The 13,065-nt window shown below is 51.3% G+C and carries 10 protein-coding genes; 7 read left to right on the plus strand and 3 right to left on the minus strand.

Going from position 1 to position 13,065, the window contains the following annotated elements:
• The 5 genes from H6F93_RS16370 to H6F93_RS16385 all read left to right on the plus strand — a co-directional run.
• Nucleotides 1–458, plus strand: a 458-nt coding sequence (locus H6F93_RS16370; protein WP_190682757.1) for a dienelactone hydrolase family protein, incomplete at its 5' end; no start/stop codon positions are given.
• 373 nt (nt 459–831) lie between these two features.
• The gene (locus H6F93_RS35840) at nt 832–945 is read left to right on the plus strand and encodes a hypothetical protein (protein WP_524537960.1); all 114 of its coding nucleotides are present in this window, start codon (nt 832–834) and stop codon (nt 943–945) included.
• Nucleotides 946–1,124: 179 nt separating this feature from the next.
• Nucleotides 1,125–2,084, plus strand: coding sequence for a 4-(cytidine 5'-diphospho)-2-C-methyl-D-erythritol kinase (gene ispE / locus H6F93_RS16375; protein ID WP_190682760.1), 960 nt, complete (start codon nt 1,125–1,127; stop codon nt 2,082–2,084).
• A gap of 179 nt (nt 2,085–2,263) precedes the next feature.
• On the plus strand, nt 2,264–2,608 hold the full coding sequence (locus H6F93_RS16380; RefSeq protein WP_190642764.1) for a DUF3082 domain-containing protein: 345 nt from the start codon (nt 2,264–2,266) through the stop codon (nt 2,606–2,608).
• Nucleotides 2,609–2,627: 19 nt separating this feature from the next.
• Entirely contained in the window at nt 2,628–3,350 is a 723-nt protein-coding gene (locus H6F93_RS16385; RefSeq protein WP_190682762.1) for a potassium channel family protein, read from the plus strand.
• A 118-nt stretch (nt 3,351–3,468) separates the two neighbouring features.
• On the opposite strand, the gene H6F93_RS16390 is transcribed toward H6F93_RS16385, so the two are convergent.
• Nucleotides 3,469–4,125, minus strand: coding sequence for a MotA/TolQ/ExbB proton channel family protein (locus H6F93_RS16390; RefSeq protein WP_347277311.1), 657 nt, complete (start codon nt 4,123–4,125; stop codon nt 3,469–3,471).
• Between the two features lie 216 nt (nt 4,126–4,341).
• On the minus strand, nt 4,342–5,652 hold the full coding sequence (locus tag H6F93_RS16395) for an FAD-dependent hydroxylase (protein WP_190682767.1): 1,311 nt from the start codon (nt 5,650–5,652) through the stop codon (nt 4,342–4,344).
• A 354-nt stretch (nt 5,653–6,006) separates the two neighbouring features.
• On the opposite strand from H6F93_RS16395, the gene H6F93_RS16400 reads away from it, so the two are divergent.
• Complete coding sequence (locus H6F93_RS16400; protein WP_190682771.1) at nt 6,007–6,969, plus strand: sensor domain-containing diguanylate cyclase; 963 nt, start codon at nt 6,007–6,009, stop codon at nt 6,967–6,969.
• A 14-nt stretch (nt 6,970–6,983) separates the two neighbouring features.
• On the opposite strand, the gene H6F93_RS16405 is transcribed toward H6F93_RS16400, so the two are convergent.
• Nucleotides 6,984–9,881, minus strand: coding sequence for a GAF domain-containing protein (locus tag H6F93_RS16405; protein ID WP_199313768.1), 2,898 nt, complete (start codon nt 9,879–9,881; stop codon nt 6,984–6,986).
• Nucleotides 9,882–10,351: 470 nt separating this feature from the next.
• On the opposite strand from H6F93_RS16405, the gene H6F93_RS16410 reads away from it, so the two are divergent.
• Complete coding sequence (locus H6F93_RS16410; RefSeq protein WP_190682833.1) at nt 10,352–12,988, plus strand: chloride channel protein; 2,637 nt, start codon at nt 10,352–10,354, stop codon at nt 12,986–12,988.
• The last annotated feature ends 77 nt before the right edge of the window (nt 12,989–13,065 follow it).

Below are 13,065 nucleotides of genomic sequence, written 5' to 3' on the forward strand. Positions count from 1 at the left end.
TGGACGTTCTCCTCGCGACACCTGATGTTGACGCCAACCGGCTCTTGGCTCTCGGCTATGGTGCTGGCGGCCATATCGTCCTTGAGCTTGCGAAAACAGGCACACCCTTCAAGTCCGTCGCGGTCGTTCATCCCGGACTGCCGGAACCTGATGCCCATGACTGGCGCGATATAAACAGCACTATCCTCCTCTGTACTGGCTCCGAGGACCCGCTCTGTACTCCCGACCAACTTCTCGCATTTGGTCACGCATTACAGGATGCCGGGGTTGACTGGCGCGTAAACATCTATGGCGGTGCCCAGCACGCCTTTTGGGCTCGCCCGACAAATTCGGATGGATCGCCGGCCGAAGGGCTCACGCATGTTCAAGCAACCGTGCCAGGTGTCGGCTATCACCCAAAACACACTGAGCGCGCATGGCGAGCGGTTCTTGATCTTTTCGCAGAGGAATCGAAATGAGCGACGTGCATGAAGTCCGGGTGCGGGAAGAAGATTTGTGAAGCGGCATGTTAGCCAGGGACGCGTCGGCCCCGTCGGACCTCATAGTAGAAACACCGCATAACAATCGCACTGCACCGGAACGTTTACAATATAGTTGGTTAAGTTGCAAAGTTTGTCTGCGTCCGGTGATTGCGAACGTTATGCCGTTGAGTGTTTAGCAAAGTATCAGAATTTAGTTAAATTTAAGCCAAAATCAGGTGGGTATCACGAGTTGTACAAGCCATCCATGTGCGACGATACCTGCTGATTCCTTGAGGAACACTTCTCCATACAGAAGTCAGTGAGCTATTAGTCTATTCAAGAGGCAGCAGCGGTAAGAAAGCAAAGAGACATTGCTAACAATTTGTTGCGAGAAGGACTGCCAATTGAAATTATTGCTCGTGTGACAGGGCGGTCAATTGAGGAACTCCAACAGCTTCAACAGCCATTAAACAGGGCTCTGTAAGATTCATCCGGCTCGACGTGGCGATCGCAGCATAACAGCTCCATTACGAGCCATGACACACTCTAGTCAGTGGCACACAAGGAATACAGTATGAGGTCAAGAGCGCAAATCAACTAGTCTTTAGTCACCCATCGCGATAGACAATAGACTAGTATTACTCCTCATCCCTCATCCTTCCAATGCGCTCCTACTCCCTGATTGCCCCTGCCAAAATCAACCTTTACCTGGAAATTATTGGCGATCGCCCTGATGGATATCATGAGCTGGCAATGGTTCTCCAGGGAATTGATCTGGCAGATCGAATCGATCTCAATGCCAATGGAGTCGATCAGTTTCGGCTGCACTGCGATCATCCCGAAGTGCCTGCTGATGAGAGCAATTTGGCTTACAAAGCGGCCTTGCTGATGGCAGCAGAGTTCCCAAATGCATTTGAGCAGTATGGCGGAGTAAATATCACGATTCACAAGCACATTCCGGTTGGGGCTGGGTTGGCGGGTGGCTCGACCAATGGCGCAGCTGTGCTGGTGGGACTTGACTTGATTTGGGGGTTAGGACTGACTCAAGGCGAGCTACAGGATTTGGCCGCAAAGTTGGGGTCAGACGTCCCGTTTTGCATCGCAGGAGGGACGGCGATCGCCACCGGACGAGGCGAACAGCTTTCACCGCTGCCCAGCATTAACTCCCTTTATGCGGTGCTAGCCAAGTACCGCAGTCTTAGCGTTTCGACGGTTTGGGCATACCAGACCTATCGTAAACAGTTTGGCGATTCCTATAGCCCTGTTTCCACAACGGGTTCCGCTGTCGGAACATCGACTACGCCAAAGCAGCGTGCCCATGCGGGTGAAATTGTGGCTGCGATTATGCATCATGACAGTTCCAAAATCGGTAAGCTGTTGCACAACGATTTGGAAAAAGTCGTCCTGCCCGCCCACCCGCAGGTGGCTCAGTTGCGAGAAACGATACAGCAGTTCAATCCGTTAGGGACAATGATGTCAGGGTCGGGTCCAACGGTCTTTGCCCTGGCTGAGTCACAGGCAGAGGCAAAACATTTGCAACAGCAGATTCAGACTGCTTTGCCTGATCCGGATTTACAAACCTGGGTGGCGCAGTTTAGGGCTGGCGGCATTCGTATTGTTTGAGCTTGTGAATTCCCGGAGGGCGTAGCATTCGGGCAACAATTGTGGGGAAGTTAGAAAATCTGTCTACCTCACGCTGCGCCGATACACCCGGTGAGTAGCAAATTGTAAGGGCGAAATCTTTTTTGCTCTCGCTCGATATCATTTGAAAACTACCATTTGTAGAACATAACAAACGCACTATGGCAGACCTACCTTCACCAGATTCTTCTCAGCAAAATAAAAACTCTGCGGGTGAAACTCCGCCTACACCGTTGCGCTGCTTTACGGGGGCGATCATTGCAGGGGGGCTTGCTTTTCTCCTCTACCTGCTCAACCAAGCGATCATTCAAGGGCTTGCCGCAAAACCCTTGCCCACGAGCAGCGTGACGGCAACGAACATTGCCGTTGCAGTGAGGACATTGGTCATTGGCTTAAGCACACTAGCGACTGCAATTTTTGCGATCGCCGCCCTCGGACTGATTGCTCTAGGAATTCAGCTTTTAATTCAACAATTGCGCCAACCTTCCCTGTCGAACAAAGAATAAGTTTAGGAGATGAATCAACATGTATGTCCTCATTGGTGGCGCTGGCATGATGGGGTTGCGCTTGGCTCAAAACTTGTTAGAAATGGGGCATACCGTTGCCATCATTGACACCGATCCTCTGACATGCCAATTTGCCCGTGAAAAAATTGGCGTAATGGCCTTTGAGGGCAGCGCGGTCAGCACCTTGGTCTTGTTAGAAGCCGGAATTCGCAAAGCCGATGCAGTCGCAGCAACGCTCAGCAGCGATGCCTTGAACCTAGCGATGGTGACGCTTTCTAAGCACTACGGGGTGCCTCACATCGTCGTGCGAATGAGCGAACAGGATTTCTTTGAACCTTACCGCATCGCCGGAGCCAATCATGTGATTAGCACGATTGACCTGGCTGTCACGACAATGGCAAATGCGATCGAATACCCCGAAGTGGAGTCGATGATGCACTTTGAGCAGGGGCAGGTAGAAGTGTTAAAACTGCCGGTTCCGGCTAACTGCTACATTACCGGGCGTACCGTTGCCCACGTTGCTCAAGACCCCAGCTTCCCCAAAGGCTCATTGATGATTGGCTACCAGTGCCATTCCTGTGCTGATTTGATCATTCCAAATGGCAGCACGGTCTTGGAAGCTGGCTCAACAATTCTCGTCGTGACTAAACCTGATTTAGTTCACAAGATGATCGACTTCATGGGCCTTTGCACTAATCGTCTTCCAACTCTAGAAGTTGCTTCATCCAGCGCTCTGACGTAGGTTTGCACCAGATCTTCTGAGAGAATGCGTTTGCGAATTTAGCATGGGAGTTAGCTCAACTTCTATCAGTTGTGAAGTTTGGCGACGATGGTTAAATCGCATAGCTGAAGTTTAGAGCTTAGTTGCCGTCGGCGATAGGGCGACCCGACATAGCAGCAGCGGGGACGTAGTTTTCATCGGCGATCGCAGGCTCATACCAGACCTGACGATAGATTAGCTCAAGCTCATTACCCACTTCCGAAAAGTAGTCCATTTGCCGCGCCTGAAGCGATACCATCACCCGAAAAACCGCTAACGCCAAAATTGCCACAACCATTCCAGCCGCAGTGGTGATCAACGCTTCCCCAATTCCGGCTGCGGCTGCGGTTGCCTGCTGGGTAGTGCCGCCACCGCCAATATTGAGGTTGTTGAACGTGCCAATCAAGCCCGTCACGGTACCCAACAGTCCCAGCAGCGGTGCAACGGCAACCACCGTTTCTAAAAGCTTGTCGCCCTTTCGCATTTGCACAAATTCTTTATCGCCTGTTGCTTCCATTGCTAGACGAAAAGTTTCAGGGCTGGGATTTCTCAGTCGCAAAGGCGCTAGCAGGAAGCGTCCAATAGGCAAAGTTTGCGCTTTTTCAGCGATCGCTCCAGCCTCATTCAGATCGTAGCGGGCTGCATCCAGCACATCATGTACAATCCGGTCTTCCTGGCTCAAGAGCTGATACCAAAACCAGCTGCGCTCAAGTGCACAGGCGATCGTCGCGACCGACAATCCCACAATAGGAACCATAACTGGGCCGCCTTTGATAACAGTTTCAAGGACTGGGAACATGGTGGTGCAGAAACGCTACTTCCAAATTCTTAATAGACTTGACTTCCCCCGTTAGAATATCCGAATCGCTCTGGAGACTCTTTAATGAGGTAAGTAAAAGATCAACTCAAGGTTAAATCATAGCGGGGATTGGGGATTGGAAATCTGAAAATTTTGGTGCTCTGGAGTAAATGGTTAAGAAGGTTTTGCTAGATCTGGTAAGCGTCCGCTTGATCCAGTCATGAGTCGGAGTGCTAGCCATTTGAGGGGGCGGGTAGCACGCATGACCCGCAACCCTAATCGCCGACTGAGCCGCAAAGGTGCCCAGTTGGTTGAGAAACAGCGATCGAGCAGGTCAGTGAAACCGAGAATGGTTAAATTTTCTAGCCAACGCCAGCGTTCGTAGCGTTTTAGGACGCGTAACGTGCCGATGTCCTCGCCATGCTGATACGCCCTTTGCAAAACTTGAGCCAGGGCAGCCGCATCTCGAATTCCCATGTTCAACCCCTGCCCGCCGACGGGATGGCAGCAATGGGCTGCATCCCCGATTAGCGCTAAGCGGGGAAGTGTATAGCGATCGCTATGCATCAGCTGCACTGGGAATAGGAGGCGATCGCTCACCAGGGTCAGATGTCCCAGTTGTCCATCATAGCGGCGGTCTAGCTCTGCCAAAAACTCAGCGTTGCTCAGGTTCATGAAGGCTTTTGCTTCAGCATGGGGAGCCGTAAGAACGATCTGACAGCGGTTATCGGGAAGTGGCAGAGTAGCAAACGGGCCGCTTTCCCAAAAGTGTTCGCGGGCGATGTTGCCGTGTGGCTTTTCAGGTTGAATCACTGCGGTAATGCACGACTGCCAATATTGCCACCCGTGAGTGCCAATGCCTGCCTGCTGGCGCATGGGCGATCGCGTTCCATCGGCTGCGACCAGCAGCCGCGTTTTAATCGATTGAACCTTTCCCTGCATCGAGACGGTCAGTGTAACGCAATCGGGCTGATAGTCTGCGGACAAGACCTCTGCCGGGGAGAGCCAGCTTACCTGTTCTGCATCTTCCAGGCTCTCCTGTAGAGCTTGCAGCAAAACCCGATGTTCTGCCACGTAGCCCAGTGCCTCAGTCCCCAAATCTTGAGGTTGAAACTGCACTGCTGCTGGATAGTCAGCGTCAGCAAGATGAATTTGGCGAAAAGTGGTGATCTGGGGCAGAATTTGCGCCCAGAGTCCTAACCCGGCAAAAATTTTGCTGGAGGTCAGCGTGATGTGATATGCCCGTCGCCGCTCCAGTCCAGCAGTCCGAGGTTGTGCTTCAATGAGTGCGATCTTTAGCCCCGCTTGCTTGAGGGCAGAGGCTAGGGTCAGCCCTACAATTCCCCCACCCACGATCGCCAGGTCATAGTCTACAGAGAGACGATCGCAACGATGAGTTTGAAGCCCAGTTTGAAGTTCAAACGGGTGAGACGAATTACGACCAGAGGCAAGCGAAGCCGGAGATGGAAGCGGATTTAACACCATTGATCAAACCGTAATCAATCAAGCCGAACAAGTTAAGTCAAACAAATAAGTAGTTATACCTTCCTTATTCTGACGCGATCGCCCTCACTAGTCCACCTGGTTAAGGGAATTGGGGAAGCTAGGAAAAGTATGGCGCTACGTGCCTTGATTAAAACGTCTTTGCGTGAAATGCGCGAGAGCTTCTACACAAAAACTTGTCCTAAAGTATGGGCGCAGCGCTATAAAGGGCAGCCTTCCATGAAGCTCCAGTAAATCTCAGCTTCCTTCCCAATTTCTTCACCTTTGGTTTTTAGCTTTGGAATATCGGCTTGCAAATGAGCTATCTATTCAATCGCAAATCCAGAGGCAAGAAAAATGTCAGACTTAGAGGAAATCAATCAGCTTTTGCAGGCGAAAGTAGAGCGACTTCAGAAAGCCGAAAAAGCACTGCGTCAAAACGAAGCAAATCTACTGAATTTAATTGAAAGTACTCAGGATGCTGTCTGGTCTGTGGATTCACACTACACGGTGTTGACGCTCAATTTGGCGTTTAAGCAACTGTTTTTACTTGCATTTGATGTAGAACTTGCTCCTGGAATGAATGCAATAGATTGCCTGCCTGCTGAGCAACGAACGTTATGGATCGACTATTACAACTGCGCTTTGAAGGGCGATCGCTTTGATGCTGAGCACTATTATTTTTTGAACGATATTTCTATTTACCTTGATATTTCTTTTAATCCAATCTTCGATCGCAGTGGGCTAATTACGGGGGTAGCTGTCTTTAGCAGAGACATTACCAACCGCAAGCAAACAGAAACTCAACTGTTGCACAGTGCCTTGCACGATGGGCTGACCGGATTGCCCAATCGCACTCTTTTTCTTGAGCGGTTAACCTACACCGCTGAGCGAGTGCAGCGGCAAAACGGTCTATTTGCAGTGATGTTTTTAGACCTGGATCAGTTCAAGCTGATCAACGACCAACTGGGACACTCAGCAGGCGATCATCTGCTGTGTCAGTTTGCTCAGGAGTTAGAAAATTGCCTGCATCTCGGTAATACCGCCAGTCATTTTGGGAATGACGAATTTGCCATTCTGCTGGACAACATTAGCGATATCAGTGAGGCTACTTCGGTCGTTGAGTGTATTCAGCAACGGTTAATGCTGCCGTTTACGCTCAACAGGCATGAGGTTTTTGTGACTGCCAGTATTGGGATTGCCCTCAGCAACGGCTACGATCAGCCGCAAGATCTGTTGCACTATGCCAATGTCGCAATGCACCGCGCTAAAGAATCTGGTAAAACCTGTTACAAAATCTTCGACGCAGAAAACGTCTAACACCAATTCACGCTTTACAAGAAGTTTCTGGGAGAAGAAGGAATTTGAATAATAAATTCTGTACCCTGACCCGGGGCAGAGCGGCATTCAAGATTGCCACCATGTTTTTGCACCACGATTTGGTAGCTAATCGACATCCCTAGCCCCGTTCCCTGACCTACGGGCTTGGTGGTGAAAAAGGGATCGAACAGACGCTCCTGAATATTGGGGGTCATTCCTGCGCCGTTGTCTTGAATGCGGATTGTGACCATTCCCCGAACGTTTTGTTCTATGTCAAGGCTAGAAGTCAAAGTCGTCTGAGTCGCAATCGGTTGTCCCAGCATTATTTCAGCTCCGGATTCAGATAACCTGGTCACCGTTGGTGAGTCGGGAGTAAACTCGGTTTGAATGGTAATCGTTTTAGGTTCGGGCTGGCTTTCCAGAGCATCGATCGCATTGCTCAAAATATTCATAAAGACCTGGTTAAGCTGTCCGGCGTAACATTCCACGGGCGGCAGTGCCCCATATTTCTTAATTACCCGGATGCCCGTACTGTTGCCGCAAGCCTTAAACCGATTGTGTAGGATGAGCAACGTGCTATCGATGCCTTCGTGAATGTTGACTGGCTTCATTGCAGCTTCGTCTAGGCGCGAGAAGTTGCGGAGAGAAAGCACAATTTGACGAATTCGATCTGCCCCGATTCGCATAGAGGCTAGCAGCTTGGGCAGGTCATCCGCGACAAATTCAATATCAATAGTGTGAATCAAAGCTTGAACTTCGGGCGCTGGGTCAGGATAGTACTGCTGATAAAGCTGAATCAGTTGCAGCAGGTCTTTGGTGTAATTGTTGGCATGAACTAGGTTGCCCGTAATGAAGTTGACGGGGTTGTTGATTTCGTGGGCAATGCCTGCCACCATTTGCCCTAGACTCGACATCTTCTCGGTCTGAATCAGCTGAGACTGGGTTTGCTGTAAGTTTTGCAGAGCTTCGGTCAGTTGTCTCGCTTGAGTCTCAGCAGCAAAGGCGGCAGCGCGGGTTTTGGCGTAGAGTTCTGCCTGCTCAATGGCGATCGCCACCTGATCTACTACAGCGTGGAGCAGCTCCACTTCGCTATCGCTCCAGGTATGAGCGCGACTGTGGCTACAGACAATCGCGCCTAGCTGGTTAGATTGCGTTTCTAGCGGCACCAGCAGTTGCGCCATAATGCCACGATTGAGTAGCTCTTGTACCTCGGCGTCTCTTTCTAGCTCCTTGGTAGCATCATCAATCCGAATCATCTGTAGATTTAGGATGCTTACCGCTAGGGGGACAGTCTCTTCCGGTGGGCAGTCTCCTAGCAGGCTAGGCAAATTAGAACTGCAAGATTCGTGGGTGACAACCAGACTGGGGCGATCGTCGTTCATCCAGCACCAGAGAAAGTGACAGCGATCGATTTGCAAGAGCGATCGCACCTCACTTACGGTTGTCCCCAAAATCACATCCAGGTTGAGCGACTCCCGAATTTGACTAGCCAGGCGAAACAACAACGCTTCTCGGCGGCTCATCAAGGCTTCTCTCGCCCAGATACGGTCGATCGCCACGGCAATGCTGTTGGCGATCCAGCCGAGGGTGTTGAGGGTCGCTTCGCTCAGCGGTTGCCGACAAAACAAAGCCATTACGCCGACCAGACGATCTTCAACAATCAGGGGATAACCTGCGAAACTAACTAGGTTTTCGCGCTGCACCCAGTCGCGTGCGCCGATGCATACGTCGTTTTGCACATCATTGGTCAGGTAAGGCTGACGGAGTTGAGCGATAAAGCCAATGATGGAAATACTTAGAGGAATACGGCTATAAAAATCTTCGACGTGGGAATGCTGTCCGGCGATCGCCTGTAGCTCTAGCAGTTTTGCCTCACCGTTATACGTCCAGATGCGAACGAAGGTGGCATCAAGATACTGCATCGTGGTTTCGGTACAGCGCCCCAAAATTTCGGATAGCGCCCCGCCTTGCGCCAGCAGTACCCCCATCGCAGCAATAAACTCAGACAGGTGCGATCGCTGCAATAAGTCCATCTCCGACTGTTTGCGCGTCGTCACATCCCGAAAGTAAACGGACAGTCCTTCCTGATAAGGAAATGCCCTCACCTCAAACCAGCTTCCTAAAGGCGGGTAGAATTCTTCGAAGTGTACGGGAGTTTGCTGGGCGATCGATCGCCGATATTCTTGCTCAAATACGGAGCCGACTGTTTCGGGAAACACATCCCAAATGCGTCGCCCTAACAGTTCACTTCGAGTTCTAAACAGCGCCTTTTCAACCTGAGGATTGAGATAGGTAAACCGCCAATTATGGTCGAGCGTGAAGAAAGCATCCGTAATGCTGGTCAGCAGGCGAGCCAGTTTGCGCTTAGAACGAGTTTCGCCGGTCTTTTCGATTTGAGTTTGGTTGGCGATCGCTTCCTCTAGCTCTACTGACTTGCGCCGCAGTTCCAGTTGAGCAACAACCTGCTGGCTCAAGGTTTGCAAAGATTCTTGTTGCTCTAGACTGAGCGATCGCACGTCCCAGTCCATGACGCATAAGGTGCCGATCGGCAGCCCTTCTGGAGTAATCAGCGGCACACCTGCATAAAACCGAATGTGAGGATGCCCAGCTACCAGCGGATGTAGCCTGAACCGCTCATCTGCCAGCATGTCAGGTACGATCAGCATCCCTGCTTGCTGAATCACATGAGCACAAAACGATTGCTCCAGGCTAACGGGCAACTCTAGCCCGATGCTTGACTTTGACCAATAGTAATTGTCCACCAGAAAATTGACCATGGCGATCGGCACCTGGCAGATTTGAGTCGCCAGACGGGCGATCGCATCAAACGTAGCCTCTGGTTCAGTATCTAAAATCCGATACCGAAACAAGGCCGTAAGTCTGGCAGATTCATCAAGCAATCGTGCTGCCATCGGCTGCAATTATTGGTGACAACAAGGAACACAATCAGCTTCTGTGAAACTTGCGAACAGCTCACAGCGACTCTTTCAGTGATTTCAGCACCCCAAACCACCACTGAAGCGATAACTACGAGTCAGATGCCCCCACCTGAGCAAATTTGTCTCCCAACCGCTCAGGTCAAGATAGACTTTCGAGCCGTAAAGTTTCTACTGATTAAAGAACACTCTAAACATCTCAAGATCCGGTAGCAACCCAGGTAGTAAACCCCTCTAAACTCTTAATACAAGCTCTCTAAAACAGTTGAAATCAACTCGTAATCAAATAAGGTAAACAAAAATAACAGAAGGTAGAGTGTTTTTATGAAAATTTGCCTCTTTGATATGTATACAAGCTGTGCGAAGTTTCTGATCCGCAAGCTTAAGGAAAATTAAATTTTCCAGCATCTCTCGTTCTTCCCTTGCAGTCCTTCATCTACCCGCCGATGTGGCATCTTTCCGTTCCCAGACAATTCCGACAGATTTTGGTCGGGTCAAAGCGTCTCGCTATCTTTGAAGCCTGCGTCATTGGACTCGTCTCCGGTTTGGCAGCCGTTTTGCTCAAGCAAGGAATTAGCTGGCTGGGCGGTTGGCGAATTGACCTTTCCAATCAGTTTCTCTGGACGCTGCCTCTGGTGGGTCTTGGAGGCGGATGTTTAACGGGTTTACTGATCGAGCGTCTAGCCCCAGAAGCCGCAGGTAGTGGAATTCCACAGGTAAAAGCGGCACTAGCAAATTTTCCCATTCCGCTTAACCTGCGAGTGGCGATCGTCAAGCTAATCAGCGTCACCTTGGCGCTGGGGTCAGGGTTAAGTCTGGGTCGTCAAGGTCCAACTGTGCAGATTGGTGCAGCACTTGCAGCTCAACTGAGCCAGTGGATTCCTACTTCACCCGAATATCGCAGGCAGCTTTTGGCCGCAGGAGCGGCGGCTGGACTGGCGGCTGGCTTTAATGCCCCGATCGCCGGAGTGCTGTTTGTGGTGGAGGAATTCCTGCAAGATTTTTCTGGGTTAACGCTGGGCACTGCCATTCTCGCTTCGTTTATTGGAGCCGTTGTCTCTCGGCTCCTAGGTGGACAAGGACTCAGCCTCAATTCGATCGTCACGGCTGCTGAGTCCCAGGTCAGTTTTTCGCTGCAAGACATTCCCTTTTTTCTGGTTCTGGGGCTGCTAGCCGGGTTGCTAGGCGCTTTGTTTAGCCAGGGCATTTTTGTCAGTTTGAGCTTTTACCGCCGTACCCTGCACTTGGGATTGCCCTTGAAGGTTGGTCTGGCTGGATTGATTACTGGACTGGTCGGAATGCTCCTACCTCCCGCAGTGCGAGATGACACAGGACTGCAAGATTTTTTGAGTACTGGAGCGGCGGGTTGGCAGGTGACGCTGCTGGTTTTCTGGGTGAAGTTTGTCCTGACGCTAGTCGCTTACGGCTCTGGAGCCCCTGGAGGACTTTTTGCGCCCTCGTTGATCCTGGGGTCAGCCTTGGGATATTTGGTGGGATTCTCGGCCCAGGGGTTAGAAACGCTGATTGGGGTTCCCTTAGGAATTCCCGTTGGGGTCAGTCCTGCCAGCACCTATGCGTTAGCAGGAATGGGTGCTTTTTTTAGCGCCATTACACGAGGACCGATTACGGCGATTGTCATCGTTTTTGAAATCACGACAGACTTTAATCTGGTGCTGCCGCTGATGATCGGCTCTGTAATCGCCTACCTAATTGCCGATCGCCTGGCTGGGGGATCGCTTTATAGCCGCCTCTTAGCTTGGAATGGCATTCACCTAGAAACGGTGACGGCAAATACTGGTCCGTGGGCTGACCTAACTGCAGCCACGCTAATGCAGCGGCGGGTTGAGACATTATCTAGCCAGATGAAGCTGAGCGAGGCAGTGCAGGCTTTTTCGCGATCGCACCATCGCGGTTTTCCGGTTGTCGATGATGGCAGGCTAGTGGGAATTGTCACCCAGAGCGATCTGGCAGACCCATCCCGTCGTCCCTCTGCCCTAGAGGAAGCGACTCTGTCAGATATCATGACCCCTCAGCCTGTCACGGTTAGCCCGTCTGATCCGCTCACCCATGTGCTCTATTTGCTAAATCGGTTTAAGCTCAGCCGCTTACCGGTGACCGAAGGTCCTAAGCTGGTTGGCATCATCACTCGCGCTGACATTATTCGGGCGGAGTCTGACCAGCTTAATGGCGAAACCCGGCAGTTTGGTCCGCAGCCAGAACCTTCCTATGTGGTCTATCAGACGCGATCGCCCGCTACTGGCAAGGGGCGGCTACTAGTACCGTTGAGTAATCCCCAAACGGCTCCGTTGCTGCTTAAAATTGCGTCAACCATTGCTCGCGATCGCGATTATGAGCTGGAATGCCTACAAGTGATTATCGTGCCGCGCGGCAGTTCTCCAGCAGAAACAATGGTCAGGACAACCACCAGTCGCCGCTTACTGCGCCAAACTGAACAACTGGGGCGAGATTGGCAAATTCCGATTCATACTCAAATTCGGGTTGCCCATGATGCAGCGCAGGCAATGCTGGAGACGATTAAGGAGCGTCACATCGACCTGATTTTGATGGGCTGGAAGGGAACTACCGCTACGCCGGGGCGGGTGTTTGGCAGTGCAGTAGATACGGTTGTGCGACAGGCTGCCTGCGATGTTGTGGTGATCAAGCTCAGCAAGGCTGGAACTTTTGACCACTGGCTGGTGCCAATTGCAGGCGGACCAAACTCCCAGCAGGCTTTGCGGCTGTTGCCAGCACTAACGACACTTAGCCCTTCCCCTACGGTCGAAATTTGTCAGGTATTTAATTCAATAGATTCGGCGGAAGATAATGTGCTGCTGCATCAGGCGGTAGAACAACTGAGCAGCCAAGTACATTATCCTGTGGTGGCTTGCCCAGCCTGGGGACATTCAGTCCCAGAAGCCATCCTGCATCTGGCGGTCAGAGATGCCTGCGATGTGATTGTGCTAGGAGCAAGTCGCGAGGGCTTGTTACAGCAGGCAATTAAGGGCAATATTCCAGAGGCGATCGCCCGCTATGGGGATCGCACCATCGTTCTGGTTAGAGGGGCGATCGCTGCTCAGCCTTAGCAGGAAAATAGGTATTTGGTTTATCTAATCTTCATCGGGCTAAACCGGAAACTTAAAACATCCGCGTTTAAATAGGA

This window comes from Leptolyngbya sp. FACHB-671 (genome assembly GCF_014695745.1).
Taxonomy (GTDB): Bacteria; Cyanobacteriota; Cyanobacteriia; order Elainellales; family Elainellaceae; genus JAAUTN01.

Bases quoted from the DNA above. Each gene is read 5' to 3' on its own strand.
- H6F93_RS16395 (WP_190682767.1), bottom strand. From the start codon at position 5,652: ATGGTGTTAAATCCGCTTCCATCTCCGGCTTCGCTTGCCTCTGGTCGT.
- ispE (WP_190682760.1), top strand. From the start codon at position 1,125: ATGCGCTCCTACTCCCTGATTGCCCCTGCCAAAATCAACCTTTACCTG.
- H6F93_RS16385 (WP_190682762.1), top strand. From the start codon at position 2,628: ATGTATGTCCTCATTGGTGGCGCTGGCATGATGGGGTTGCGCTTGGCT.
- H6F93_RS16400 (WP_190682771.1), top strand. From the start codon at position 6,007: ATGTCAGACTTAGAGGAAATCAATCAGCTTTTGCAGGCGAAAGTAGAG.
- H6F93_RS16410 (WP_190682833.1), top strand. From the start codon at position 10,352: ATGTGGCATCTTTCCGTTCCCAGACAATTCCGACAGATTTTGGTCGGG.
- H6F93_RS16405 (WP_199313768.1), bottom strand. From the start codon at position 9,881: ATGGCAGCACGATTGCTTGATGAATCTGCCAGACTTACGGCCTTGTTT.
- H6F93_RS16380 (WP_190642764.1), top strand. From the start codon at position 2,264: ATGGCAGACCTACCTTCACCAGATTCTTCTCAGCAAAATAAAAACTCT.
- H6F93_RS16390 (WP_347277311.1), bottom strand. From the start codon at position 4,125: ATGGTTCCTATTGTGGGATTGTCGGTCGCGACGATCGCCTGTGCACTT.